The organism is Microcystis aeruginosa NIES-843, from assembly GCF_000010625.1.
Classification (GTDB): domain Bacteria; phylum Cyanobacteriota; class Cyanobacteriia; order Cyanobacteriales; family Microcystaceae; genus Microcystis; species Microcystis aeruginosa.
Window position 1 is genome coordinate 407,669 of sequence record NC_010296.1, and the last position, 25,484, is coordinate 433,152.

Sequence of the window (25,484 nt, forward strand, 5' to 3'; positions counted from 1 at the left end):
TAACGATTATACTCGATTTGATCTTTATTTGGCGTTTAAGTCCCACTATGAACTCTTTCCCGAAAAGTTTAGCAACAAAACCAATGGGGTTACTCCCCGGCGCTGGATAGTTTCTAGTAATCCCCGCTTAACTTTTGCAATTACCGAAAAAATCGGCGAAAATTGGATTAAACATCTGGAGGATTTACGCGGTTTAGAAAACTATGTGGATGATGGAGTATTTCGGGACTATTGGCGACGAATTAAATACGATATTAAGGCAGATTTAGCCAATTATATCGATAAAAAAGTCGGCATTAAAGTTGATCCTAGTACCCTCTTTGATGTGCAGGTAAAACGCATTCATGAATATAAACGACAACACCTCAACGTTTTACACATCGTTACTCTCTATCATCGTCTCAAAAATAACCCCAATCTCGATATTACCCCCCGTACCTTTATTTTTGGTGGTAAGGCAGCCCCGGGTTATTTTATGGCGAAATTAATCATTAAATTGATTAATTCTGTGGCGGAAGTGATTGATAATGATCCGACGATTGGAGGACGTTTAAAAGTGGTTTTCCTCCCCGATTATAATGTCACCTTCGGTCAACGGGTTTATCCAGCTGCCGACTTGTCCGAACAAATTTCCACCGCCGGGAAAGAAGCTTCGGGAACTGGTAATATGAAATTCTCTATGAATGGGGCCTTAACTATCGGTACTCTCGATGGGGCAAATATCGAAATTCGTGAAGAGGTGGGGGCGGAAAATTTCTTTCTTTTTGGCTTGACAACCGAGGAGGTTTATGCTAAGAAAGCCGCCGGTTATAATCCCCAAGAATACTATTACCATAACGAAGAATTGCGGGCAGTATTAGACCTCATTGGTTCGGGATTTTTTAGCCGGGGTGATAGTAGTTTATTCCGCCCGCTTGTGGATAATCTTATCTACAATGATCCCTATATGTTACTGGCCGATTATCAATCCTATATCGACTGTCAGGAAGGAGTCGGTCACGCTTATAAAGATCAAGAACATTGGAGTCGTTTAGCGATTCTTAATGTGGCCCGCATGGGAAAATTCTCTAGCGATCGCTCGATTCGGGAATACTGCGAGAAAATCTGGCGGGTACAACCGGTAAAGATTGAATTACCCGATTATACTCAAGCTAATGCCGGTTTATCGGTAAATTAGAACCAATCTAGGCAGTAGGATCCTGTTCATTTATCCTACTGCCCACAGGTTAACTGGCCCTGGGCGACTCTAACCTAAATTTCTACGGGATTGACGGGGCTCGAACCCGCAACTTCCGCCGTGACAGGGCGGTGCTCTAACCAATTGAACTACAATCCCATTTTTGCCACATTTCTGATTGTAACTTCATCATTAGGGTTATGTCAAGCACCTCTGGGAAAATTTTTTTGAGGGAGTGGGGAAGTGGGGAGAAACAATTGATAACTGGGTTTTTAAAGTTGGATTGGTATCAATACTGAATTAAAGCCAAAAAATCCCCAATTAGGGACCGGACCCTCTTTACAATGGGATTGTAATTAAGCTTGTTGGGAGCCTGAGCTATGACTAACCCGAATTCGATCGAACAGCTATCGCAGGAATTACTCGATCTAGACCAAGTAGATGCCGATACTGGGGCAGATTTGCGGCAAAAAGCCCAAGAAATCCTCGCTGAAACCACTATTGACCTGCCGATTCGAGAAGCGATCGCCGATAGTCTCAGTCAAGGCAATCAACTACTTACCCTCAAAACCGTCGGCAGGGAAGAAAGTTACTAGCACATTTGGGGTCAAAAGTCAAGATGAAAGAAAAAAATTTTTTTGTCTGGCTGGGGCGATTTTTGGCCTCTTTTGGGCTGTTATCGGGGATAAGTGGCTGTAATTCTCCTCTTTTGATTACTCCTCAAGTTCCCGCCGGTGGTTTAAATAGTTTTGCTCCCGATCAATTCCCCAGTTATAGTGCTGATGGTCGCTATTTAGCCTTCGCTTCCGATCGCTCCGGTCGTCGTAGTATATATTTATTCGATCTGCAAGAAAAGCGCTTAGTTAATCTTCCTAACCTAAATCGTGGCGATTCTAGCCAAGATCAGCCATCTCTGAATGCTGACGGTCGTTTAATTGCTTATATCTCCAGCGAACGCGGCAAGAGTGATGTCATGGTTTATGATCGTTCCCAGTCCCGTGCAACCCTATTAACCGCTAACCTGCGGGGAAGCGTCCGTAATCCCACCATTAGCGGTGATGGTCGCCAAATTGCCTTTGAAACCAACCAAGACGGTCAATGGAATATTGCGATCGTTAACGGCCAATTTTAAACTTGTTCTACTCGGTCTTAATCGTTAAAACTTGCGGAGGAGTTGCATCGGGTGGATATAAAAAATTTACCTGTACTATATGCCAATCCCCGGGAGGAATAGTCAGAGTCACTAAAGGTTGCCCCTCTTGTCCGCGTCTTTGGACGAGATGGAAAAATCTGCTTTGTGCCTGTCCCTGGTCATCGCTATAATTGACGGCTACTGTTCCCCGAAAAAACACTTGTGGGGCAGCCGGATCGAGAAAACGCAAACCCTGCCCAATAATATCCTCTTTAATCGGTGTTTCTAGCGCAATAGTCACCGTTTTTGCCTCATTACTTCGATTAAATAGAGGTAAACTTAACCTATATTCCACACCGTAATTACCATGAGCTTGATAGGCCGTATCGGGATAGCGAACTAACATACTAGCACTTTGATTTTGTTCCGTTCCCAGTTTGCCCCCGGGTAGGGTGCTAATCCCATAGGCTATAGATTGACCAGAATCAGGAATATTTAACCATAAAGAAGCTCGATCGACCAATCGGGCTGGCCAAGCTGAACCTTGGGACACCCCCGCTACCCGTCCATAAATTATCTGTCCTTGACTATGGGGAGGAGTGGGCGCTCGATCCCGCGGAGTCGATAAATCGCCTTTTTCTAGCAAATTTTGCCACTCTGTAAGATTTGGTGGTCTTTCCTGTCCATTTTCATCTAGGGGTGCATAAAGAGCTAAACTAGCAGCGTAGAGAAGACCGTCACTTTCCAGACGGAGATAAGTGGACCTACCGTTTAAAGGGGGAGTCAAATCGCGCACGGGAATCGCCGCATTTAAGACCATAAAACTCTCCCCCGCCGGAATAATAATCCTATCGGGAAAAATATCCTGACGCTGCCCCATTAAAATATCCCCCATTACCCGACTTCCCGGCCCGGCAAAAACCGTCCCCTGATTATTTTCCACTTGTGCAGGTAAATCGATAAAAGCTGCATCGGGTTGACTCAAATAACTGGCCCCTTGCAGAATTTTAACGGTCACGGGATTAGAACTAGGATTGTGGAGTAATATACCCAGATAAAGGCTGCGTAAATTATCGGGAAAACTCCCCCTCGCTACATGGTGGGCAAAAATATCAAAGCGTCCCTGAAAAGCATAATTTAAATGGGCCGAGGGAAAACTTTTCTCTTGGGGGGGAAAAGTCGAAAGTAAAATCCCTTCTCCTAGCAATAATTCGGGACTATTGCTATTAAAAACGGGAACTTGATCTAGTTGATTCGGTAAAGGACGCACCTGCACCGGTCGAATTATTTCTACAATAGGAGGAGTTTGGGCAATGGGTAGTAAAAAAGGTAACATCACACAAATTACCATCTCAAGATAATTATTTTTTGATCATAGCATTACTGGCTCGCTCAATTTAGATAGTATTCTGTTTGTCTATATCTAGAGGATTGGTTAATATTTCTTGCCGGTGTTAAGTAGCTGGTTATAATTAAATTAAAAATCGATTTTAGGTTCGATCCCCCCTGCCCCCCTTGATAAGGTAGGGTTGATTCATGAATCAACCCTACCCTTGATAAGGGGGGTGTCTGATAATTTTTAACGCCTACCTACTTAAGTACAATCAAGAAAAATTATCAAATTTCCCAATCGTTATTTGCCCTTGCCATTGATCAAATCTATTGTCATCATAGACTAAAATCTAGATGTAGCCGATGTCTAGATATCGATCGAGCCAGAATTGTTATGATAAATTCATGAAGTTTTATAACGGTATTTCCCCGTGAACATGAACCAAATCGACTATCTCAGGATTAGTTTAATCGATCGCTGTAACTTTCGCTGTCAGTATTGTCTGCCTGAAGATGCAGAATTGGCCTATGTTCGACCGCAAGATTTACTCACCCGGGAGGAAATTCTTACTTTAGTCAAAAATGTCTTTATTCCCCTCGGTTTCCGCAAATTTCGCCTTACTGGTGGGGAACCTCTCTTACATCCCGAAGTAGTGGAGATTGTGCGCGATATCGCCTCTTTATCTGCCACTAGCGATTTAGCCTTGACCACTAATGGCTATTTACTTGACAATTTAGCCGAAATGTTGTATGAAGCCGGACTAAGACGGATTAATATCAGTTTAGACTCCCTCGACCCCGACACTTTCGATAAGATTATCGGTAATCGCGGCCGGAGTCGTTGGCAAAAAACTTGGGCAGGTATTCAAGCGGCCCAGAGGGTGGGTTTTGACCCCTTAAAATTGAATGTGGTGGTGATTCCGGGGATAAATGAGGCAGAAGTGGAAGATTTAGCGGCTTTGACCATTGAGAAGCGTTGGCACGTCCGTTTTATCGAGTTTATGCCCATCGGTAACGGTGATTTATTTCAAGAAAAAGCTTGGATTGCGAACGAGGAATTAAGGGGGCGAATTCGGGCAAAATGGGGCTTAAATGAGGGTCAAGTGCGGGGAAATGGTCCAGCCGATGTTTTTCAAATTCCGGGGGCTAAGGGTACAATTGGCTTTATTAGTCAGATGTCGGAATGTTTTTGCGATCGCTGTAACCGACTACGTCTCTCGGCCGATGGTTGGTTGCGTCCCTGTCTCCTCAACGAAACCGGACAAATTGACCTAAAAACTGCCCTCCGTCAAGGAATTTCGCCGGCAGAAATCAGGGAAAGAGTGCGGGAATTAATAGAACTGAAAGCAGAAATAAACTTTAAACTGCGTGATTCTGGCACATCAAGCGGCATTTATACCCGTACTATGTCCCAAATTGGCGGCTAAAAATCTACTGTCCGAATTCTATTCTAGCCTGTTCTACCATTTCCACGGTAACTCGATCGGAACCGGCATGACGAGCTAATTCTTCTATCCTTTGACGCGCTTGGGAACGAACAAAATAGGGAATATTTTTCAGTTTTGCTTTTGCTTCTGCGGTCCATTGTAGTTGATCGGAAAAATCTAGAGCTTCCATAGATTTAACATATAGTAGTCCGTCTATTATACCAAAAAAGATTAGCTATTTATTAAAAAGCTGATTAAATGATGAGTTTCTTGATAGCGACCTTTTCCTGCTCAATTCCGTTCTCAATCTCTTTCACCTTTCTTTTAATTTTAGGTTTCTGCTAGGTCGAAATTGACTCTTTGATATAAATCTTGAAAAGAAATCTGCCAATCCACCGACACCAATTGTAAAACCGCATTTTCCCCCGTGACGAAATCAATTAACCATTGATCATCCTTTTGTTTATAGTAAAGTTCCACACTATAACTAGATTGTTCGATCAGAATATATTCCTGAAAAGTTGGCAAGGAACGATAGAATTTAAACTTATCCCCTCGGTCATAAGCTTGGGTAGAATTAGAGAGAACTTCGACAATAATTAAAGGATTGATCACGTTAGATTGACTATTCCCTTGATAGAGAGGTTGACCTTTAATCACCATCACATCGGGATAGGTGTAAATACTATAATCTGACAGCCATAAACGCACCGTTTCCATGTAGGTATAATAATCTTGATTATTGATAGTCAGAGGAAATCTTCGATAGAAGTTTCCAGCAATCTGATTGTGATTAGTGGTAGCTCCTACCATTGGGATAATTTCTCCTTGACGATATTCATTTTTATCTTCGGACGTTTCCTCCAGAGCTAGATATTCTTCGGGAGTATAATATTTAGTTTCGGTAGCGCTTAACATTTTTGACTCTCCTTCCTATTCTATTTTCTAGGATACAGCATTTCCCTAAAAAGAGACAAAGTTATCCTTGAGGAAGGTTATCAATTGAGTGGCTCGGAAAAGTGTATCTTAAATATCTCAGTAATCCGCTGACGCGCTTAGGAACGAACAAAATAGGGAATATTTTTTAGTTTTGCTTTTGCGGTCCATTGTAGTTGATCGGAAAAATCTAGAGCGTCCGTAGATTTAACAATAGTAGTCCGTCTATTATACCAAAAAAGATTAGCTATTTATTGCCAAGCTAATTAAATGATGAGTTTCTTGATAGCGACTCTTTTTCACCTTTCTTTTAATTTTAGGTTTCTGCTAGGTCGAAATTTACTCTTTGATATAAATCTTGAAAAGAAATCTGCCAATCTACCGACACCAATTGTAAAACCGCATTTTCCCCCGTGACGAAATCAATTAACCATTGATCATCCTTTTGTTTATAGTAACGTTCCACACTATAACTAGATTGTTCGATCAGAATATATTCCTGAAAAGTTGGCAAGGAACGATAGAATTTAAACTTATCCCCTCGATCATAAGCTTGGGTAGAATTGGAGAGAATTTCGACAATAATTAAAGGATTGATCACGTTAGATTGACTATTGCCTTGATAGAGAGGTTGACCTTGAATCACCATCACATCGGGATAGGTGTAAATGCTATAATCTGATAGCCATAAACGCACCGTTTCCATATAGGTATAATAATCTTGATTATTGATATTTAAGGGAAAATTACGGCAAAAATTTAGACAAATCTGATTGTGATTAGTGGTGGCTCCTACCATTGGGATAATTTCTCCTTGACGATATTCATTTTTATCTTCGGATGTTTCCTCCAGAGCTAGATATTCTTCGGGAGTATAATATTTAGTTTCAGTAGCGCTTAACATTTTTGACTCTCCTTCCTATTCTATTTTCTAGGATACAGCATTTCCCTAAAAAGAGATAAAGTTATCCTTGAGCAAGGTTATCAATTGAGTTACTCGGATCATATTTTTTCCTTAATCTCTGGCAAAAAATGCGGAGAAATCCATAATTAAAAATCTAAGTATCAAAATTGCTCACTTCAAGGGTTAAGATAAACTAGATAAATAGTTTTATGTTTAGTTTCTCCTATGTTTAACTGGTTCCGTCGTCAGAAAGTCCAACCCGAACAAGAACAAACACCCCCCGCACCCGTAGAGGACACCCCCAGCGAGGCAACCCCGACGACTAGCGAGGCAACCAGTCAGGAAGAGTATTTAGATTGGGCCAAAAAAGCCTTTAAAAATATTCAAGAGAAAAAAGCCACGGCCGAGGCCGTCGTGAGCGAAACCCCTGAAACATCCATTGCTGAAACGGAACCTCCGCAAGAGCAAGAACCAGTTAAAGAAGAAGAAACCGAGGATAATACCCCCGCATGGCTGAAAAAATCTGATCGCCTCGAAATTCTTAAAGAAACCGCCATCGAAACCCCCACAGAACCAGATGAAGATTTTATCTGGTCGGCCAAAGTTTTAGCCAATCAGGGACGACAAGCAGAGGACGTTTCGGAAGAAGAAATCACCTGGTTAAAAAAATTGCGTCAGGGTTTGGGCAAAACGCGCCGCAGCTTGGTTAATCAGCTTAAGGCCGTGGTCGGTCAGGGTCCCCTCAATCAAGACGCGGTGGAGGAAATCGAAGCTTTATTGCTTCAGGCCGATGTGGGGGTAGATGCCACCGATTATATTATCACTACCCTCCAAAATAAGCTAAAACAGGAAGCTCTGCCCCCCGAAAAAGCGATCGAATATCTCAAAGAAATTATCCGCGAGATTTTAGATGCACCTTTAGCCAATTATAGCAACCCCGGTTTTGAGCCAGAAAAAGGCAAATTAAATATCTGGATGCTCACAGGAGTTAACGGAGTGGGTAAAACGACGACTATCGGCAAATTAGCCCATTTATCTAAACAATCTGGCTATAGCTGTATGATCGCCGCTGCCGACACCTTTCGCGCTGCTGCCGTGGAACAGGTGAAAGTTTGGGGAGAGCGATCGCAAGTCGAAGTAATTGCCAACCCGGGCAAAAATACCGACCCGGCCGCCGTGGTGTACGATGGCATCGAAGCCGCTAAATCCAGGGAGATAGAATTACTCTTAGTAGATACGGCGGGAAGATTGCAGAATAAAAAGAACTTAATGGCAGAATTAAGCAAAATTCGCCGCATTATCGACAAAAAAGCCGAGAGTGCTGTGGTGGAATCGCTTCTAGTTCTCGATGCCACTTTAGGACAAAACGGGCTGCGACAGGCAGAGGTTTTCTCGGAAGCTGCCCAATTAAGCGGCGTGATCCTGACTAAAATCGATGGTACAGCTAAAGGGGGTGTTGCCCTTGCCGTAGCGCGTCAGCTTAACCTACCGATTCGCTTTGTTGGCGCTGGGGAAGGAATCGAGGATCTGCGGCCCTTTTCCAGTTACGAATTCGTGGAAGCTTTACTGAGTGGCGATTAATCTCACCCTAGCTATCTTTCATAATCTTTTCATGGTTGCTTCATAATTGTCTCATTTTTAGTTATGCTAGAAATGGAGACTCAGGGTAACAACTATGCAAACGACAATTACAGTTAGTCATCTAGGAGTATATTATCGCGGCGTGGAAGCCCTACGGGATATCACCCTGAAAATTCATCCAGGACGATTAACCGGTATTATCGGTCCCAACGGTGCGGGCAAAAGTACCCTGATCAAAGCCATGCTAGGATTAATTCCCGTACAACAGGGAACCGTTAACTATCAAGGGCAATCTCTACAGCAACAACTGGATAAAGTCGCTTATGTTCCCCAAAGATCTCAAATCGACTGGACCTATCCCGTCACCGCTTGGGATGTGGTAATGATGGGGAGAGTCAGAAAAACGGGTTGGTTTCGTCCTTTTTCCCATATTAGTCGTCAACAGGCTTTAAATGCCCTAGAACGGGTGGAAATGGCTGATTTACGCCATCGTCCCCTCGGTCAGCTGTCGGGGGGACAACAGCAAAGAGTCTTTTTAGCCAGATCTTTGGCCCAAGAAGCGGAGATTTTCTGTTTTGATGAACCTTTCGTTGGGGTAGATCAAAAAACCGAGGGGGTTCTTTTTAATATCTTTGGTGAGTTAGCCCAAGAAAATAAAATTGTCATGGTGGTTAACCATGATTTAGGCGAATCTATCAGCCATTTTGCTGATTTAATCCTCTTAAATAAAGAATTGATCCTCGCCGATCAACGATCTAAGGTCTTAACTGATTTTAATCTCCGGCGTGCCTATGGGGGTAAAGTCTCCTTCTACGATGCCATGACACCACCAGATCATCGCCGATCGAGTCTCGATTATCTCGATCGCTTCTCGAAAAACAATGCGATAAACTAGAAGCGAAGATATTTTGGCTGACTGCCGATAGGGACACCAATGACAACTATTTCCCCGCAAGAAGTAACAGGAACGATCGAACTGGCTCCTAACTATCGAATTCCCCTGTTTTTGGTAATTTTATCGCTGCCTTTACTCTTTTTACAGGTCTGGCTCGGAATAATTTTCTCCCTGTTAGGGCTATTCTTGATGTTCCAGACTACCCGCATTCGTCTCCAGTTTACCCCCACTTCCTTAGATGTCTATCTGTCCGGGCAACAAATTCGCTCCTTTCCCTACCAAGAATGGCAAAATTGGCGTATTTTCTCGAATAAAGTCCCGATCCTATTTTATTTCAAAGAAATTAACAGCATTCATTTTTTGCCCATTATCTTTGACAGCGCAACCCTGAGACTCTGCCTCGAAAAATACTATCCTTTAGCAGCATCGCAAGCGATCGACTCAGAAGCGAACTAAGATTGAGATAAAATAAAATCTGGCTAATAGCGTTTTAAGTGGGTAGGTGTTAAAAATTGTCAGATCCCCCCGCCTATCGGCACCCCCCTTATCAAGGGGGGCAGGGGGGATCAAAGGCAAGATATATCGTCTATTAATTAGAACCACTTACTTAATTGCCTGCCTTGGCCCTTTGTTCGCTCTGCATTTCTAAAGCCGATGAATTCAGAAGATTTTAATGTTTTACCCCTTGACAAAATGACAGACTTACCCAATGAATCTGTCGAAGAATTTAGTTTTGACGATCTCTGGAACGATCGCCCAGTAGAGAATCCGCTGCCATCGGCAATCGCCCCCGAAGGCGAATTAGTTCCCGCAGCGCAGGCGCAACCCCTGCGGGCAGAAATCGAGGCTCTAGAACGGCAAAAACAGAGCCTAGCGGCAGAAATATCGGCGTTAAAAGCGGAAAAAGAACGCTTGATCGCCGAGGAACTAGGAGATATCAAAGCTCAAATCGAAAGAATGCTCAAGGAAGGCGTAAAAGACCTAGAACAACGCAAACAGGCTTTAGAATTGGCGATCGAACAGTTAGAACGCCGTCGTGAGCGTATTCGGCAGGAAATGCGGAGTAATTTCGCCGGAGTCTCCCAGGACATAGCCGTGCGGGTTCAGGGATTTAAAGACTATCTGGTGGGCAGTTTACAGGATTTGGCTGCGGCTGCCGAACAGTTGGAATTACCCCGTTTTGAAACCCCCGAAAAATCCCCCCGCTCCGTGGAACCTCCCCTGCGGACCGAACGGGAGGAAAACCCGCGCCCATCCCGTGGCAGTCAAGGCCGGGATGATCGCGAAGAAAGTCCCCGTCCTTCCCGCACCAGTAACCAAGGCCGGGATAATTGGCAAGAACCCCGTCGTTCTAACCGTTCCGGTTATGAATCGGAACCGGTGGGGCAATCCACCCCTAGACAGGGCTTTTCTGACCAAAATCAGCGCATCCAAGCTCTTTTAGACCGTTATCGCAGTCGTCCTGATTATTACGGTCCCCCTTGGCAACTACGGCGCACTTTTGAACCAATTCACGCCGAACGGGTGCAACAGTGGTTCTTTAAACAGGGAGGCCGGGGTACTGTTCGCGGTATGGGCAGCCGTCTCCAGAATATTCTGGTCGCTTCGGCAATTATCTCGATTATGGCGGAATTACAGGGCGATCGCTTCCGTTCTCTAGTTCTGGCTAATAGTCCCGAACGTTTAGGCGAATGGCGGCGCGGCCTCCAAGATTGTCTCGGCATTTCCCGCGCCGATTTTGGACCAGACCGCGGCATCGTTCTCTTTGAGTCTCCCGAAGCTTTAATTCAAAAAGCGGAACGTTTAATCGAGGATAAGTATTCACCGCTCATTATCATCGATGATACCGAAGAACGGCTCAATTTCGCTCTTTTACAATTCCCCTACTGGTTAGCTTTTGCCCCTGAACCCCAACAAAGTTCTAGTTATTGGTAAGTACCTAAGCAAAATTAATTACACATCTAAGCCACTACTCCGTCAGACTTCTGGTGTGAGGAAACAGTGAACTGAAAACTCAAATCCGATCCCTAATAGCTGTCTCCCGTCTCCCGTCTCGGAGTCTCCTGTCTCGGAGTCTCCTGTCTCGACTAGGAAATTAATTTTGCACGACTACTTATTAACTAATTAGGGTCTGCGGCAAAAAGTTTTTCCTGGGGGCAGGGTGTAGGGTGTAGGGTGTGGTGCGATTCGTTGGCTAGAAACTAGACAGTAAGACGTTTAGAGGATTAGCCGCTTGGTAAATGTAGTACCTTGATAACTTTATAACCCTACAGGTGCGGGTTAGTAATAACCTTAGTCCTGTCCTCTAGATGCCTAGAGTGACGGCATTTCCTGCTGCTTTAGACTTGGTACATCTGAGGTAGTGAGCGAGGAAAAAAAAGCGGTATCTGATAGCCTAAATCAGAAACCCGTTGAGCCAGAACCTATGGATAGCCCTGGGGCGAAGATACGAATTAACCATCGTCAACACCCACGAGCCAAAAGGCTGACAGGCTCGAAACAAAAGTTAACAGAGTTGGGGCTGATAGCTCATACCACTATCAGTAAGGCATTCCCGTTACTCTGTTGTGGACAGTATCATCCTAAGGGTTCAACCAATGGTTATAGGGAACGAAGTAACCCTGATTGACTCTGCCCGTTCGGGGCAGTAGGAAACCATCCGCAAGTCAATAGAGGGAGAGGATGTCCTTAAAAGCCAAGGCTTTGAGTAATATCAAAGATATGCTGACAAAGGACGGGTAACTAGGAAGTCTAAGCAACAATCAACGGTCATAAGCTAAACGGCGCTTAACCTGCATGATCCAATAGCTATAACTCTTTTGGAGTCTATATCGGTGATCCGAAGTAAAAGCCGTTTAGCTTATACGCCCTAAAACCAACAATCTTGTCTGGTGGGGATACAGCCAAGAGGGTTGAATAGACAAGGAAATAATAATTCCCATTATTATTCTACTAATGACAGTAGCCTAGTTACTCAGGAGCCGGATACGGCGAAAGTCGTAAGTCCGGTTTTGAAGCAGGGGGTGGGAAGGCGACTTCCTGCTCTACTGTAACGGGTTTTACCGATTTTGAGGTGGTCAATTACCTAATTTTCAGGGAAAAAGTACCTGAATTTTCCCCCCGATCACTCCCATGCCAGGCACTTTTTGATTTCAAAAAAGCCTAAAGATATTATCCAACAAGGTTTTTAGATTTATTCAGCAAACCCTAAATATTTTACACAATTCATACCAGGTAAGCAAGAGGGCTACACCACTACTACCGAATCATTACCCGCCCTCTTTGAACAACTTCTGCTGCTCACCATAAGTGAGAGAAAATCACAAATAGGAGATGCACCCGGTTATGCCTGCTACGAATAAAGAAAAATGGTATTAGTTTTCCTTACGGGGGGGATATAGCTTAAAACGGGTGATTTCTCGGTTATCCAAGCGGTAAACTTTGATTGAGGATCAATTGGGGACGTAAGCGACGGAGTTTGCGTCTCTTTGTTATAATTCAAAGGCTAGGCTATAATAAATCTTCATAAACACCGATAATTTTAGTCAAAGATGTAAAAAAAGGGGTTCTTCGTTACTTGGTATGGTTCAATAGGGGGGCATAAATCGACTAAATCCTTATCTGGCAAGAGACTTAATTGATTAGTTCGCTCTAGATCGAAAACAATTGACATAAATCCCCGAATGTCTTTCTATATAAGAGTTTCATTCCTTGTAACCCTGTCCGTTGCATAAGACAAACCGAAGAACCAAAAAAGGAAGATCATGATTGTGAGAGCGTGTAATTAGTATAATTAAAGTAAAAATCATTGGGAGCATCTCACCTTTGCAATGAGCATAAATACTTAGTGGAAAAATAGGCTTTTCGAGGGTAATTCTTGTTTTAATTCTCCATGTACGCAGTCTTTAAAAGCCTCTATTTCGTTCCAAGACACGATTAAGAGTGGCTTTTAGGCTAAGTATAATTACTTATCGCGTAAGTGAGATGCTCCCAAATCATTCCAAGGTAGCCATGATTAAAAACATTAATGTAACTGGACTTAAACCTGAACAAATTCAGCAGATACAAGCAATTATTGCCGCATTTAAAGCTCAAAATCAACTCAATAAAAGTGAAACTGAAATTGATATGATTGAATACCTGTTGGAAAATCCTATAGAGGTTGATAATTTAGAATTTATGAAACGAGAAGAAATTTATGACAGAACTTAAAAATCATAGTTGTTTTGTTGATTCTAATATTTGGCTTTATGCTTTTTCCACTGATAAAAGAGAAGAAAGTAAAAGAATATTGGCAAAACAATTAATTAAAGAAAAGTCCATCATTATTAGTACCCAAATAATTAATGAGGTTTCTTGTAATTTACTTAAAAAGCATAAGCTTGATGAAAAACAACTGTTTAAATTAATTGTTTCCTTTTATAGCAAATATCAAGTTATCTCATTTAATCTTGATATTTTTGAATCTGCATATAATCTGAGAACTCAATATCATCTATCATTTTGGGATAGTTTAGTGATTGCTTGCGCTTCATTTTCTGATGCAAATATTGGGACTTAAACGATCAACAAGAGTATAATAGAGTATAATTGTTATAGAATAAGCACTTTACGTTGAAAGAGCGGCGATGAAAGAGACAACCCCAGCTGCGATGCCTCCCTGCTTTGACCGATGGTGTCGGCGGTTTGACAATTGCTTCAAAAACGAAGCGCAAAAAAACGGCTTCAGACAATATTTAGGGTCTGCTGAAAAAGTTTTTCCTAGGGGCAGGGTGTAGGGTGTGGGGTGTGGTGCGATTCGTTGGCTAGAAACTAGACAGTAAGACGTTTAGAGGATTAGCCGCTTGGTAAATGTAGTACCTTGATAACTTTATAACCCTACAGGTGCGGGTTAGTAATAACCTTAGTCCTGTCCTCTAGATGCCTAGAGTGACGGCATTTCCTGCTGCTTTAGACTTGGTACATCTGAGGTAGTGAGCGAGGAAAAAAAAGCGGTATCTGATAGCCTAAATCAGAAACCCGTTGAGCCAGAACCTATGGATAGCCCTGGGGCGAAGATACGAATTAACCATCGTCAACACCCACGAGCCAAAAGGCTGACAGGCTCGAAACAAAAGTTAACAGAGTTGGGGCTGATAGCTCATACCACTATCAGTAAGGCATTCCCGTTACTCTGTTGTGGACAGTATCATCCTAAGGGTTCAACCAATGGTTATAGGGAACGAAGTAACCCTGATTGACTCTGCCCGTTCGGGGCAGTAGGAAACCATCCGCAAGTCAATAGAGGGAGAGGATGTCCTTAAAAGCCAAGGCTTTGAGTAATATCAAAGATATGCTGACAAAGGACGGGTAACTAGGAAGTCTAAGCAACAATCAACGGTCATATACGCCCTAAAACCAACAATCTTGTCTGGTGGGGATACAGCCAAGAGGGTTGAATAGACAAGGAAATAATAATTCCCATTATTATTCTACTAATGACAGTAGCCTAGTTACTCAGGAGCCGGATACGGCGAAAGTCGTAAGTCCGGTTTTGAAGCAGGGGGTGGGAAGGCGACTTCCTGCTCTACTGTAACGGGTGTGGGGTGTGGGGTGTAGGGTGTAGGGTGTGGGGTGTAGGGTGTGGGGTGTGGGGTGTGGGGAAGTGGGGGTGTGGGGTGTAGGGTGTGGGGTGTGGTGCGATTCGTTGGCTAGAAACTAGACAGTAAGACGTTTAGAGGATTAGCCGCTTGGTAAATGTAGTACCTTGATAACTTTATAACCCTACAGGTGCGGGTTAGTAATAACCTTAGTCCTGTCCTCTAGATGCCTAGAGTGACGGCATTTCCTGCTGCTTTAGACTTGGTACATCTGAGGTAGTGAGCGAGGAAAAAAAAAAGCGGTATCTGATAGCCTAAATCAGAAACCCGTTGAGCCAGAACCTATGGATAGCCCTGGGGCGAAGATACGAATTAACCATCGTCAACACCCACGAGCCAAAAGGCTGACAGGCTCGAAACAAAAGTTAACAGAGTTGGGGCTGATAGCTCATACCACTATCAGTAAGGCATTCCCGTTACTCTGTTGTGGACAGTATCATCCTAAGGGTTCAACCAATGGTTATAGGGAACGAAGTAACCCTGATTGACTCTGCCCGTTCGGGGCAGTAGGAAACCATCCGCAAGTCAATAGAGGGAGAGGATGTCCTTAAAAGCCAAGGCTTTGAGTAATATCAAACCCACATTCCGCACCCTAAGTGTCACAACGTCTCAAAAGAGGAAGGGGCGCGAGTCAAAATACTTATCTAGAGGAGTGAGTTGGCGGCAAGCTGCCGGCAACTAAGCCGAAAATTTCAGAGTTCCCCCGGTCATTCTCAATAAACAGTGCTTGTTGAGAATGACTAGGCAATCAGACTTAACATCTAGGGGGAGATGTTCCAGTTGCTCGCTTTGTTTTGTCACCCCTTGAAGTCAATCCATCTGGTCAAGATAAGAGATAATATTCCTGGCAAGGTTTGGGAAAAAATCTCAAAATGTTGCGCCTCTCATCCGTTAAGTTGCTAATCTTTTGATTGTCTTGAATACGGACGAGATGAATCCCTTGAAAGCCCTGAAATATCCAGCGTAACGTCGGTCGGTCAGTTAACTTACCCAACGGATTTTTCAGTCCCGTCTCCTGCTGTTTTAAACTTAAACGAAGTTGTCTTTGACCAATAGTATAAACCAGCAGGCACAAGCCCATGAGCATGGCCATGACCTCGATTCTATGGGGAGATTTGAGAAAGACACTGTGGGCAAAAAAGCAGGGGTCTTTGAGAAAAGAAAATCCTCTTTCCGGAGCTTGTTGCCCTTTATATTTTTTGAGTATATCCTCACTGCTTAATCGTTGTTTCTCCAAATCGTTAGTTGCTAAAACGAATCGTCCTGCTCGTTTCTTTAGCCTCTCAATGGCGGTCAAATTCAACTCTAATTCGGCTTGAACTTGATAGCTTTGAGAGGGTAAATCGTCTTTTGATTTGAGTTTTGACCCCTGGGACTCAGGCGGAATGAGATTGACTTTAATCTCCGTTAACTGATGAGATTTTAAGGAGTCAGATAATCCTTTGGCTATCGCCAACGCCACCGCTCTATTCTCAAATTCTCTTCGGGATAGTTGCCGGATTTTTTCTTGGGCAGAATTCTTTTCCTGCTCGATTTTTTTCTCTAATTTTTTCAAGTCTGATTCTTGTCTAGCTTGACTTTCAACTAGCAACCATCTTTGTTCTATCCCCCCATAGTTAGAGATGGTTTCCCGCCAGGAATAACCCGGTATTTCTGAATCGGTTAACTCTTTTTCTGAGATGCTATCAACCAACTCTTGAGCCTCTTTAATGCTTAATGGTACTCGAGACAACCAACGCATTTCTTTCATTAGTTTTAAATTCTCTTTGCTATAGAGGGCGCTATCGCCGACTATTAAACTGTCAAAGTCAACTTGTTTTTTAAATTCTCGGGCGATTTGACCAAAAACCGCTTTGTCCGCTTCATTTCCGTCCCCTACTTTCAGGAATAAAGGTACATCTCCATCCCCACTTACGATTAAGTCAATCATAAATTGTTTTAAGTCAGGTCTTCGGTCGCGGGAGTATCCGTAGGTAATTTTTATTGGCTGTTGTCTGGTTTCAATTTCTTCTCCCACTGCTCCTGATTTCAGGATTTCTACTGTTGGGTATTCCTTGTTATATTCTCCTTCTACTGATAGAGAAGTCGAATCTAAATGGGAGTTCTCGGTTGCTACACCAAATTTTTTCACGGCCGCTAAACTAATCAGTAGGAAAATGACCGAAACATTAAGTTGATAAAGTTTGTCCATTACTCGACCAATTTTATCATCATTCAGGTGTTTTGGTTCGATGCCCTCTCCCAGCAGATGTTCGGTTGCTTTATCTTCAAAAAATTGAGGAAATAAATACAAGGCTCGGGAGACAAATCCCAATCCATTCAGGATAATTGCTTTCACGACTTGCCCAGCTGTGACAATTTCTCCTCGCTCAATTGAGACTTGTTCGTTGATAATTTCAACGATTCCTATTTCATCGATAATTCCGGCTACTAATCCCAGATGGTCTAGATTTTTGACTTCAATTTCTGTTGATTGATTCATGGTCGAACAGTCCACTCGCCTCAGTTTTCCAACAATTCCTATTTTTTCATAATTAGGGGTCTCAAGACCCCCCTAGCGGCCACCGAGAAAACCTTCACCAGCTAGGTATTTTTACTCAAGTCTCTGGCGGGGGACAGCTTATGTGACAGTTGAGGGTGCGGAATGTGGGATCAAAGATATGCTGACAAAGGACGGGTAACTAGGAAGTCTAAGCAACAATCAACGGTCATATACGCCCTAAAACCAACAATCTTGTCTGGTGGGGATACAGCCAAGAGGGTTGAATAGACAAGGAAATAATAATTCCCATTATTATTCTACTAATGACAGTAGCCTAGTTACTCAGGAGCCGGATACGGCGAAAGTCGTAAGTCCGGTTTTGAAGCAGGGGGTGGGAAGGCGACTTCCTGCTCTACTGTAACGGGTGTGGGGTGTGGGGTGTGGGGAAGTGGGGGTGTGGGGTGTAGGGTGTGGGGTGTGGTGCGATTCGTTGGCTAGAAACTAGACAGTAAGACGTTTAGAGGATTAGCCGCTTGGTAAATGTAGTACCTTGATAACTTTATAACCCTACAGGTGCGGGTTAGTAATAACCTTAGTCCTGTCCTCTAGATGCCTAGAGTGACGGCATTTCCTGCTGCTTTAGACTTGGTACATCTGAGGTAGTGAGCGAGGAAAAAAAGCGGTATCTGATAGCCTAAATCAGAAACCCGTTGAGCCAGAACCTATGGATAGCCCTGGGGCGAAGATACGAATTAACCATCGTCAACACCCACGAGCCAAAAGGCTGACAGGCTCGAAACAAAAGTTAACAGAGTTGGGGCTGATAGCTCATACCACTATCAGTAAGGCATTCCCGTTACTCTGTTGTGGACAGTATCATCCTAAGGGTTCAACCAATGGTTATAGGGAACGAAGTAACCCTGATTGACTCTGCCCGTTCGGGGCAGTAGGAAACCATCCGCAAGTCAATAGAGGGAGAGGATGTCCTTAAAAGCCAAGGCTTTGAGTAATATCAAAGATATGCTGACAAAGGACGGGTAACTAGGAAGTCTAAGCAACAATCAACGGTCATATACGCCCTAAAACCAACAATCTTGTCTGGTGGGGATACAGCCAAGAGGGTTGAATAGACAAGGAAATAATAATTCCCATTATTATTCTACTAATGACAGTAGCCTAGTTACTCAGGAGCCGGATACGGCGAAAGTCGTAAGTCCGGTTTTGAAGCAGGGGGTGGGAAGGCGACTTCCTGCTCTACTGTAACGTGCGATTCGTTGGCTAGAAACTAGACAGTAAGACGTTTAGAGGATTAGCCGCTTGGTAAATGTAGTACCTTGATAACTTTATAACCCTACAGGTGCGGGTTAGTAATAACCTTAGTCCTGTCCTCTAGATGCCTAGAGTGACGGCATTTCCTGCTGCTTTAGACTTGGTACATCTGAGGTAGTGAGCGAGGAAAAAAAAGCGGTATCTGATAGCCTAAATCAGAAACCCGTTGAGCCAGAACCTATGGATAGCCCTGGGGCGAAGATACGAATTAACCATCGTCAACACCCACGAGCCAAAAGGCTGACAGGCTCGAAACAAAAGTTAACAGAGTTGGGGCTGATAGCTCATACCACTATCAGTAAGGCATTCCCGTTACTCTGTTGTGGACAGTATCATCCTAAGGGTTCAACCAATGGTTATAGGGAACGAAGTAACCCTGATTGACTCTGCCCGTTCGGGGCAGTAGGAAACCATCCGCAAGTCAATAGAGGGAGAGGATGTCCTTAAAAGCCAAGGCTTTGAGTAATATCAAAGATATGCTGACAAAGGACGGGTAACTAGGAAGTCTAAGCAACAATCAACGGTCATATACGCCCTAAAACCAACAATCTTGTCTGGTGGGGATACAGCCAAGAGGGTTGAATAGACAAGGAAATAATAATTCCCATTATTATTCTACTAATGACAGTAGCCTAGTTACTCAGGAGCCGGATACGGCGAAAGTCGTAAGTCCGGTTTTGAAGCAGGGGGTGGGAAGGCGACTTCCTGCTCTACTGTAACGGGTGTGGGGTTTTACCGATTTTGAGGGGGTCAATTACCTAATTTTCAGGGAAAAAGTCCCGGAATTTACCCCTGATCACTCCCATATCTGGTACTTTTTGAGGGGAAAAAAGTCCAAAAGTCTTATCCAACAAGGTTTTTAGATTTATTCAGCCAGCCCTATTTAGGAGGATTATTAGGGGAAAGTGAGAGGAAAAACCTCACTCAAATTGCCAATAATGCCGTCGGAGTAGTTTATAACCGATTACATCACTTTTTGACCGAATCTCCCTGGTCAGACCGTCAGGTGAATGAATGTCGGTTGCAAGTGATGAACCAATGCCGCCAGACGCAAATCCCCCGAGGATTTTCCCTGATTGTCGATGACTCAGGACATCGAAAAAGTGGCAATCTGACCGCCGGAGTTGGCAGGCAGTACCTAGGAGAAATTGGCAAGACAGACAACGGAATAGTCGCCGTCACTACCCATCTCTACGACGGCAAAAAAAGTGTCCCCCTAGACAGGGAAATTTATCAACCGGCTAGTTCCTTAGCCGAGGGGAAAGAAGACAAAGAATTTAAGAAGAAACCAGAGATAGCGATAGATTTAATTGACCGGAGCTTAACCAGAGGCTATCGACCGAAAATCGTCTTAATAGATGCTGGTTATGGCAACAACACAAATTTTCTCAAAGCCCTGGAAGAAAGAAAGCTAAAATACTTAGGAGGATTGGCAAAAAATCGAAAAGTAATTATTGAAAAAGAAGGGGGTGTGGAAGAAACAATCCAGCTTGAGCAACTAGCAAAAAGCCTATCAGAAAAGGATTGGGAGAAAATCACCCTAAATCTAGATAAAGAAAAAACGGTTTGGGTAGCGGTATTCAGAGCGAAAATATCTGGTTCTTCGTTACTTGGTATGGTTCGATAGGGGGGCATAAATCGACTAAATCCTTATCTGGTAAGAGACTTAATTGATTAGTTCGCTCTATATCAAAAACAATTGACAAAAATCGCTAAATGCCTTTCTATATAACGGTTCCATCCCTTATAACCCCCGTCCATTGCATAACACAAACCGAAGAGCCAAATATCTCAACTAGAAGGAGAAAGGAACTTGGCGATCGTCATGAATGCAAGTTCAATGGAAAAAGCCACAGAGGTGGACTATTTCATCACCAATGTAGTTGAGGCAGATACAGTAACAGCTTCGTGGATAGTGAGGACTTACACCGAAAGAAATTGGGTGGAAGTATTCTACCGAGAAGCCAAAGGATGGTTAGGGTTAAGGGAATATCAAGTCAGGGATAAACGAAGCTTACTTCGTCATTTTATCCTGGTGTTTTGTGCCTATTGGGACTTAAACAAATTTCAAGCCCAAACAAAGCCTAAACTGGCTTTGTAAGCGGCAAACACATCCCGATTCTCGGTCAGCCACTCAAAGAAACGGAAAGACATCGCTGTCCGAAAAGCTTCCAAGGCTTCCACAAAAGTGTTTAAAGGTCGATTCGCCCACTGCCTTTGCAATCCCCCAGTTAACTTATGCCACAGGATAAATGTATAGGCACAAAACACCAGGATAAAATGACGAAGTAAGCTTCGTTTATCCCTGACTTGGTATTCCCTTAACCCTAACCATCCTTTGGCTTCTCGGTAGAATACTTCCACCCAATTTCTTTCGGTGTAAGTCTTGACTATCCACGACGCTGTTACTGTATCTGCCTCAACTACATTGGTGATGAAATAGTCCACCTCTGTGGCTTTTTCCATTGAACTTGCATTCATGACGATCGCCAAGTTCCTTTCTCCTTCTAGTTGAGATATTTTCGCTCTGAATACCGCTACCCAAACCGTTTTTTCTTTATCTAGATTTAGGGTGATTTTCTCCCAATCCTTTTCTGATAGGCTTTTTGCTAGTTGCTCAAGCTGGATTGTTTCTTCCACACCCCCTTCTTTTTCAATAATTACTTTTCGATTTTTTGCCAATCCTCCTAAGTATTTTAGCTTTCTTTCTTCCAGGGCTTTGAGAAAATTTGTGTTGTTGCCATAACCAGCATCTATTAAGACGATTTTCGGTCGATAGCCTCTGGTTAAGCTCCGGTCAATTAAATCTATCGCTATCTCCGGTTTCTTCTTAAATTCTTTGTCTTCTTTCCCCTCGGCTAAGGAACTAGCCGGTTGATAAATTTCAATGTCTAGGGGGACACTTTTTTTGCCGTCGTAGAGATGGGTAGTGACGGCGACTATTCCGTTGTCTGTCTTGCCAATTTCTCCTAGGTACTGCCTGCCAACTCCGGCGGTCAGATTGCCACTTTTTCGATGTCCTGAGTCATCGACAATCAGGGAAAATCCTCGGGGGATTTGCGTCTGGCGGCATTGGTTCATCACTTGCAACCGACATTCATTCACCTGACGGTCTGACCAGGGAGATTCGGTCAAAAAGTGATGTAATCGGTTATAAACTACTCCGACGGCATTATTGGCCATTTGAGTGAGGTTTTTCCGCTCACTTTCCCCTAATAATCCTCCTAAATATTGTCTGAAGCCGTTTTTTTGCGCTTCGTTTTTGAAGCAATTGTCAAACCGCCGACACCATCGGTCAAAGCATGGGGGCATCGCGGCTGGGGTTGTCTCTTTCATCGCTGATCTTTCAACGTAAAGTGCTTACTCTTTAACGATTATACTCGATTTGATCTTTATTTGGCGTTTAAGTCCCACTATACATTTATCCTGTGGCATAAGTTAACTGGGGGATTGCAAAGGCAGTGGGCGAATCGACCTTTAAACACTTTTGTGGAAGCCTTGGAAGCTTTTCGGACAGCGATGTCTTTCCGTTTCTTTGAGTGGCTGACCGAGAATCGGGATGTGTTTGCCGCTTACAAAGCCAGTTTAGGCTTTGTTTGGGCTTGAAATTTGTTTAAGTCCCACTATAAAGACCGAAAGAGCCTCCTCGCTTACGTTAAAAAAGTGCTGGACAATTTTGGAGGCGAGTATGTAATTAATTTTGCCTAGGTACTTAATACAGTGAGTTCTTTTCTTCTTCGGTGAATTCTAGGTTAATCATGTTTTCAATGAGTGCTTTGCTTCTAATTATGACTCTTAAACTATATTATTGCGCCAATTCAAAAATGAAACGCATCAACCTCAAGAGTTGACAAAGAAAGGCTCATCAGGTACTGTCTGATCATTAACAAAAACAAATCAGACCCAAAATGAGCCACCAACATCTTAACATAGAACAAAGAAACTTGCTCTACCAACTTAGTCAGGAGGGAAATTTATCTCAACGGCAAATGGCCGTCTGGCTCGGATGTCATCAAAGCACAATATCACGGGAATTAAAAAGGAATCAAAGTTCCCTTGGCTGCTATCTACCTGACACAGCACAAGCTCAAAGCGAGACAAGGCGAAAAAATGCCAAACAACCCTTTAAAAATGTCAGCGAGTCAGCCTTAGAGTTGGTCAAAGAAGGATTGAAAGATTATCATAGTCCCGAACAAATAGCAGGTCGTCTGAAAAGAGCCAGTCAAGAATCTCTCAGTCACGAAACCATCTATCAAATGATCTATCAGAACTATCACGGATGTGGAGAGTACCAGAAATATTTACGCCGGGGGCTTTGTCAAAGAAAGAGTCGAGGCGGAGCAAAAAGTAAGCGTGGAGGGATTCCAGGGCGTGTAGATATCAGCGAGCGACCAGTAATTGCTGACCAGAAAACTGAAATCGGTCATTGGGAAAGTGACACAATGATTGGAGGCAATCATCTAGGAGTTCTCGTTACTCATGTAGATAAAGCCTCGAAATTTTTAGGAGCAGGATTAGCCAAAAACAAAACCGCATCGGAAATCAATAGAGTCACAGAAAAACTTTTTCAAGAGATTCACCCTGACAAAAGAAAAACCTTTACTTGTGACAACGGCAAAGAATTTTGTGGACATCAAGAGTTGAGTCAGAAACTAGGAGCAGATTTTTATTTTGCTACTCCTTATCATTCGTGGGAGAGGGGATTAAACGAGCATACCAAGGGACTGTTAAGACAATTTTTCCCCAAGGGAACGAATTTTAAAATCGTTAAGCCAGAGGAGGTGGAAAGAGCCGTAAACTTGATTAACAATCGTCCTCGAAAATGTCTTGACTATCGTACCCCGAATGAGGTATTCTATAAAGGTAGATCAGAAGACCTCTTGCATAATTTTTTTATGGTATAATATAAGGTTTTGCTTTTTTCTCAATTCTTAGATTGAAGTGGAAAAAAGAATAAAATGTGATCTTAGGTCAGGAAATCATCTATAATTTTGCTATGTTTATTAGCAAAATTATGGATTATCAAAACTGATCAGATGAACAATTCAAACGCCGTTTCGGTGTGTATAAACAAACCTATAGAAAGATGGTAGAATCAGTAAAAAGTGTTGAAGCCGACTCTAATTCACCATCTAAAAGGGGACCGAAACCTAAACTATCTATAGAAGAACAAGTTTTAGTAACGTTAGAATATTGGCGAGAATATAGAACATATTTTCACATTGGTACAAGCTGGGAACTATCAGAATCAACTATATGTCGGATTGTAAATAAGACGGAAAAAATGCTTTTACAATCGGGAAACTTCCGTTTAAAAGGAAAAAAAGCTTTACTCAATCAAGCAGAGATACCGGTCGTAACGGTAATGGATGTAACGGAAACTCCCATTGAACGCCCCAAAAAGAAACAGAAAGATTTTTTGGGGGGTAAAAGAGGTTATCATACTTTAAAATCCCAATTAGTAGCTGATCAAAATACCGAGGAAATTATCTGTGTCTTTTGTGGGAAAGGTAGAGGTCATGATTTTAGTTTATTTAAAAAAAGTCGAGTTCGTTTTCATCCTTTAACTACCAGCATAGAAGACAGTGGTTATCAGGGAATAGCTGCATACCATAGTAATAGTTATACACCGAAAAAGAAATCGAAAAATAGAAAATTAACAGAGTTAGAAAAAGAGTATAACAAGGCTTTAGCCAAAGAAAGGATTATCATTGAACCTATAAATAGGAAACTCAAAATCTTTAAAATCTTATCCTGTAAATATCGGAATCGTCGTCGAAGATATAGTTTAAGAGTTAACTTGTTGGCGGCTATTTATAACGGTGAGTTAGGGATAGGTATAGCAGCTTCTTAAAAGTTGCCTAAAGATTAATCAAGTCAAGGAGAATTTATTCTCAATTTTTATAATTGAGATAGTTTGTGCCGCTTAAATAAAGAGGTTTTGATAACCAAATTAAAGCATATCTAAAGAGTTTTGAGTTAAAAGTTAAACTTCAAGTTTTCATTCAGGACGAATGTACTGGTTAACTAATTTTTTGGGGAAAATTAGTTAACCCATCATTATAACATATAATTAATTTGCAAGAGTTCTAGACAGTGATGCAATTCAGACTTGAATTGGCCTTGTCCTTGAGTAAAAAATGCAAGTTGTAGCCGTGCAAAGTATAGTAGGGGATATTCGTACCAATGCAGCCGGTTTAATCATTAATTCCCTTGATTTTGGCTTCGCTGCGGATGTTGCTCAAAATATCAATAACTTCGCCGATATTGGCAATGTCAACAGTCCCCTAGTTACCTCTAATTTCCCCCTATTCCGAAGCGGTACATTAGACAATACTAACGGATTAATTGATAACCTAAGCGGTGGTTCAGTTCCCCAAGCAAATCAAGGTAAAGCGATTGGTATTAATCAATTAAATCCAGCAATTCTCATTTTAAAAAGTAACAAGTGATACAGACAGAAACAAAGCTTTAAGCAAGCTACAAAATGCGCTCCCGCGAGTGCGACTGCATCGCAGAGAAGTGAGTATATAGAGTATTTATACTCAAAATATTTGAAAGATGGGAGAAATCTAGAACAAAAGTTCTCTACATCAGAAAGAGAACCAAATAAAAATTGATGATTGTTGTCTGTTGAGGTAAAATTATTA

General features: G+C 42.7%; 20 protein-coding genes, 1 tRNA gene and 6 pseudogenes. 17 read left to right on the plus strand and 10 right to left on the minus strand.

What is annotated here, in order from left to right:
• Positions 1 to 37: 37 nt before the first annotated feature.
• Positions 38 to 1,177 (plus strand): annotated as a pseudogene (gene glgP, locus MAE_RS02115) (glycogen/starch/alpha-glucan family phosphorylase); the annotation flags it as partial.
• Between the two features lie 85 nt (positions 1,178 to 1,262).
• Here glgP and MAE_RS02120 read toward each other — a convergent pair.
• Positions 1,263 to 1,336: transfer RNA gene (locus MAE_RS02120), tRNA-Asp, on the minus strand.
• 221 nt (positions 1,337 to 1,557) lie between these two features.
• On the opposite strand from MAE_RS02120, the gene MAE_RS02125 reads away from it, so the two are divergent.
• Positions 1,558 to 1,773 (plus strand): hypothetical protein, encoded by a 216-nt coding sequence (locus tag MAE_RS02125; RefSeq protein ID WP_002797803.1) that lies wholly within the window; start codon positions 1,558 to 1,560, stop codon positions 1,771 to 1,773.
• A gap of 23 nt (positions 1,774 to 1,796) precedes the next feature.
• Positions 1,797 to 2,309 (plus strand): TolB family protein, encoded by a 513-nt coding sequence (locus tag MAE_RS02130; protein WP_002782737.1) that lies wholly within the window; start codon positions 1,797 to 1,799, stop codon positions 2,307 to 2,309.
• Between the two features lie 7 nt (positions 2,310 to 2,316).
• Here the strand turns inward: MAE_RS02130 and MAE_RS02135 are convergent, their stop codons facing one another.
• On the minus strand, positions 2,317 to 3,660 hold the full coding sequence (locus MAE_RS02135) for a DUF3370 domain-containing protein (RefSeq protein WP_041803681.1): 1,344 nt from the start codon (positions 3,658 to 3,660) through the stop codon (positions 2,317 to 2,319).
• Between the two features lie 418 nt (positions 3,661 to 4,078).
• On the opposite strand from MAE_RS02135, the gene moaA reads away from it, so the two are divergent.
• Positions 4,079 to 5,068 (plus strand): GTP 3',8-cyclase MoaA, encoded by a 990-nt coding sequence (gene moaA / locus MAE_RS02140; RefSeq protein WP_012264115.1) that lies wholly within the window; start codon positions 4,079 to 4,081, stop codon positions 5,066 to 5,068.
• 4 nt (positions 5,069 to 5,072) lie between these two features.
• Here the strand turns inward: moaA and MAE_RS02145 are convergent, their stop codons facing one another.
• The 4 genes and pseudogenes from MAE_RS02145 to MAE_RS02155 form a co-directional block, all read right to left on the minus strand.
• On the minus strand, positions 5,073 to 5,258 hold the full coding sequence (locus tag MAE_RS02145) for a PCP reductase family protein (protein WP_002795651.1): 186 nt from the start codon (positions 5,256 to 5,258) through the stop codon (positions 5,073 to 5,075).
• Positions 5,259 to 5,398: 140 nt separating this feature from the next.
• Positions 5,399 to 5,986, minus strand: a complete 588-nt coding sequence (locus MAE_RS02150; protein WP_012264116.1) for a Uma2 family endonuclease — start codon at positions 5,984 to 5,986, stop codon at positions 5,399 to 5,401.
• Between the two features lie 140 nt (positions 5,987 to 6,126).
• Positions 6,127 to 6,219 (minus strand): annotated as a pseudogene (locus tag MAE_RS35985) (PCP reductase family protein); the annotation flags it as partial.
• A 101-nt stretch (positions 6,220 to 6,320) separates the two neighbouring features.
• A complete protein-coding gene (locus tag MAE_RS02155) occupies positions 6,321 to 6,908 on the minus strand; it encodes a Uma2 family endonuclease (protein ID WP_012264117.1) in 588 nt (195 codons plus the stop codon).
• A 225-nt stretch (positions 6,909 to 7,133) separates the two neighbouring features.
• Here MAE_RS02155 and ftsY point away from each other — a divergent pair, with 225 nt between their 5' ends.
• From ftsY to MAE_RS02175, 4 genes are all read left to right on the plus strand, one after another.
• Positions 7,134 to 8,489, plus strand: coding sequence for a signal recognition particle-docking protein FtsY (ftsY, locus tag MAE_RS02160; protein WP_012264118.1), 1,356 nt, complete (start codon positions 7,134 to 7,136; stop codon positions 8,487 to 8,489).
• A gap of 94 nt (positions 8,490 to 8,583) precedes the next feature.
• Positions 8,584 to 9,384 (plus strand): metal ABC transporter ATP-binding protein, encoded by an 801-nt coding sequence (locus tag MAE_RS02165; protein WP_012264119.1) that lies wholly within the window; start codon positions 8,584 to 8,586, stop codon positions 9,382 to 9,384.
• A gap of 39 nt (positions 9,385 to 9,423) precedes the next feature.
• Positions 9,424 to 9,840, plus strand: a complete 417-nt coding sequence (locus MAE_RS02170; RefSeq protein ID WP_012264120.1) for a DUF3119 family protein — start codon at positions 9,424 to 9,426, stop codon at positions 9,838 to 9,840.
• Positions 9,841 to 10,038: 198 nt separating this feature from the next.
• Entirely contained in the window at positions 10,039 to 11,319 is a 1,281-nt protein-coding gene (locus tag MAE_RS02175; protein ID WP_002797809.1) for a DUF3086 domain-containing protein, read from the plus strand.
• Positions 11,320 to 12,925: 1,606 nt separating this feature from the next.
• Here MAE_RS02175 and MAE_RS35555 read toward each other — a convergent pair.
• A complete protein-coding gene (locus MAE_RS35555; RefSeq protein WP_269453958.1) occupies positions 12,926 to 13,057 on the minus strand; it encodes a hypothetical protein in 132 nt (43 codons plus the stop codon).
• A gap of 311 nt (positions 13,058 to 13,368) precedes the next feature.
• On the opposite strand from MAE_RS35555, the gene MAE_RS02180 reads away from it, so the two are divergent.
• From MAE_RS02180 to MAE_RS33085, 3 genes are all read left to right on the plus strand, one after another.
• Positions 13,369 to 13,596, plus strand: coding sequence for a hypothetical protein (locus MAE_RS02180; RefSeq protein WP_231859702.1), 228 nt, complete (start codon positions 13,369 to 13,371; stop codon positions 13,594 to 13,596).
• Positions 13,583 to 13,945 carry a PIN domain-containing protein gene (locus tag MAE_RS02185; RefSeq protein WP_012264121.1) on the plus strand — a complete coding sequence of 121 codons (363 nt, stop codon included), beginning with the start codon at positions 13,583 to 13,585 and terminating at the stop codon, positions 13,943 to 13,945. The genes MAE_RS02180 and MAE_RS02185 overlap by 14 nt, the downstream gene beginning before the upstream one ends.
• Before the next feature lie 67 nt (positions 13,946 to 14,012).
• The gene (locus MAE_RS33085) at positions 14,013 to 14,162 is read left to right on the plus strand and encodes a hypothetical protein (protein ID WP_012263821.1); all 150 of its coding nucleotides are present in this window, start codon (positions 14,013 to 14,015) and stop codon (positions 14,160 to 14,162) included.
• Between the two features lie 1,684 nt (positions 14,163 to 15,846).
• Here the strand turns inward: MAE_RS33085 and MAE_RS02190 are convergent.
• Positions 15,847 to 17,505, minus strand: a complete 1,659-nt coding sequence (locus MAE_RS02190; protein ID WP_012263887.1) for an IS1634 family transposase — start codon at positions 17,503 to 17,505, stop codon at positions 15,847 to 15,849.
• A 2,137-nt stretch (positions 17,506 to 19,642) separates the two neighbouring features.
• Between MAE_RS02190 and MAE_RS02195 the strand changes: the two are divergent.
• Positions 19,643 to 20,425 (plus strand): annotated as a pseudogene (locus MAE_RS02195) (IS701 family transposase); the annotation flags it as partial.
• Here the strand turns inward: MAE_RS02195 and MAE_RS35560 are convergent.
• A complete protein-coding gene (locus MAE_RS35560) occupies positions 20,415 to 20,540 on the minus strand; it encodes a hypothetical protein (RefSeq protein ID WP_269453959.1) in 126 nt (41 codons plus the stop codon). The pseudogene MAE_RS02195 and the gene MAE_RS35560 overlap by 11 nt on opposite strands.
• 80 nt (positions 20,541 to 20,620) lie before the next feature.
• Here MAE_RS35560 and MAE_RS02200 point away from each other — a divergent pair.
• Positions 20,621 to 20,884 (plus strand): annotated as a pseudogene (locus MAE_RS02200) (IS701 family transposase); the annotation flags it as partial.
• A gap of 17 nt (positions 20,885 to 20,901) precedes the next feature.
• Here the strand turns inward: MAE_RS02200 and MAE_RS02205 are convergent.
• Positions 20,902 to 22,170, minus strand: coding sequence for an IS701-like element ISMae34 family transposase (locus MAE_RS02205; RefSeq protein ID WP_012264125.1), 1,269 nt, complete (start codon positions 22,168 to 22,170; stop codon positions 20,902 to 20,904).
• A gap of 78 nt (positions 22,171 to 22,248) precedes the next feature.
• On the opposite strand from MAE_RS02205, the pseudogene MAE_RS31390 reads away from it, so the two are divergent.
• From MAE_RS31390 to MAE_RS02220, 4 genes and pseudogenes are all read left to right on the plus strand, one after another.
• A pseudogene (locus MAE_RS31390) lies at positions 22,249 to 22,440 on the plus strand (IS701 family transposase); the annotation flags it as partial.
• Positions 22,441 to 22,742: 302 nt separating this feature from the next.
• Positions 22,743 to 23,738: an IS30-like element ISMae39 family transposase gene (locus MAE_RS02210; RefSeq protein WP_012264126.1), complete on the plus strand. Its 996-nt coding sequence runs from the start codon at positions 22,743 to 22,745 to the stop codon at positions 23,736 to 23,738.
• A 92-nt stretch (positions 23,739 to 23,830) separates the two neighbouring features.
• Positions 23,831 to 24,688, plus strand: a pseudogene (locus MAE_RS02215) (IS5 family transposase).
• 286 nt (positions 24,689 to 24,974) lie between these two features.
• A complete protein-coding gene (locus MAE_RS02220) occupies positions 24,975 to 25,286 on the plus strand; it encodes a hypothetical protein (RefSeq protein ID WP_050766264.1) in 312 nt (103 codons plus the stop codon).
• The last annotated feature ends 198 nt before the right edge of the window (positions 25,287 to 25,484 follow it).

Bases quoted from the DNA above. Each gene is read 5' to 3' on its own strand.
- MAE_RS02190 (WP_012263887.1), bottom strand. From the start codon at position 17,505: ATGAATCAATCAACAGAAATTGAAGTCAAAAATCTAGACCATCTGGGA.
- moaA (WP_012264115.1), top strand. From the start codon at position 4,079: ATGAACCAAATCGACTATCTCAGGATTAGTTTAATCGATCGCTGTAAC.
- MAE_RS02130 (WP_002782737.1), top strand. From the start codon at position 1,797: ATGAAAGAAAAAAATTTTTTTGTCTGGCTGGGGCGATTTTTGGCCTCT.
- MAE_RS02135 (WP_041803681.1), bottom strand. From the start codon at position 3,660: ATGGTAATTTGTGTGATGTTACCTTTTTTACTACCCATTGCCCAAACT.
- MAE_RS02220 (WP_050766264.1), top strand. From the start codon at position 24,975: ATGCAAGTTGTAGCCGTGCAAAGTATAGTAGGGGATATTCGTACCAAT.
- MAE_RS02170 (WP_012264120.1), top strand. From the start codon at position 9,424: ATGACAACTATTTCCCCGCAAGAAGTAACAGGAACGATCGAACTGGCT.
- MAE_RS02155 (WP_012264117.1), bottom strand. From the start codon at position 6,908: ATGTTAAGCGCTACTGAAACTAAATATTATACTCCCGAAGAATATCTA.
- MAE_RS35555 (WP_269453958.1), bottom strand. From the start codon at position 13,057: ATGTCAATTGTTTTCGATCTAGAGCGAACTAATCAATTAAGTCTCTTG.
- MAE_RS02185 (WP_012264121.1), top strand. From the start codon at position 13,583: ATGACAGAACTTAAAAATCATAGTTGTTTTGTTGATTCTAATATTTGG.
- MAE_RS02165 (WP_012264119.1), top strand. From the start codon at position 8,584: ATGCAAACGACAATTACAGTTAGTCATCTAGGAGTATATTATCGCGGC.
- MAE_RS02210 (WP_012264126.1), top strand. From the start codon at position 22,743: ATGAGCCACCAACATCTTAACATAGAACAAAGAAACTTGCTCTACCAA.
- MAE_RS02125 (WP_002797803.1), top strand. From the start codon at position 1,558: ATGACTAACCCGAATTCGATCGAACAGCTATCGCAGGAATTACTCGAT.
- MAE_RS02175 (WP_002797809.1), top strand. From the start codon at position 10,039: ATGAATTCAGAAGATTTTAATGTTTTACCCCTTGACAAAATGACAGAC.
- MAE_RS02145 (WP_002795651.1), bottom strand. From the start codon at position 5,258: ATGGAAGCTCTAGATTTTTCCGATCAACTACAATGGACCGCAGAAGCA.
- MAE_RS33085 (WP_012263821.1), top strand. From the start codon at position 14,013: ATGAAAGAGACAACCCCAGCTGCGATGCCTCCCTGCTTTGACCGATGG.
- MAE_RS02205 (WP_012264125.1), bottom strand. From the start codon at position 22,170: ATGAAAGAGACAACCCCAGCCGCGATGCCCCCATGCTTTGACCGATGG.
- MAE_RS02180 (WP_231859702.1), top strand. From the start codon at position 13,369: ATGCTCCCAAATCATTCCAAGGTAGCCATGATTAAAAACATTAATGTA.
- MAE_RS02150 (WP_012264116.1), bottom strand. From the start codon at position 5,986: ATGTTAAGCGCTACCGAAACTAAATATTATACTCCCGAAGAATATCTA.
- ftsY (WP_012264118.1), top strand. From the start codon at position 7,134: ATGTTTAACTGGTTCCGTCGTCAGAAAGTCCAACCCGAACAAGAACAA.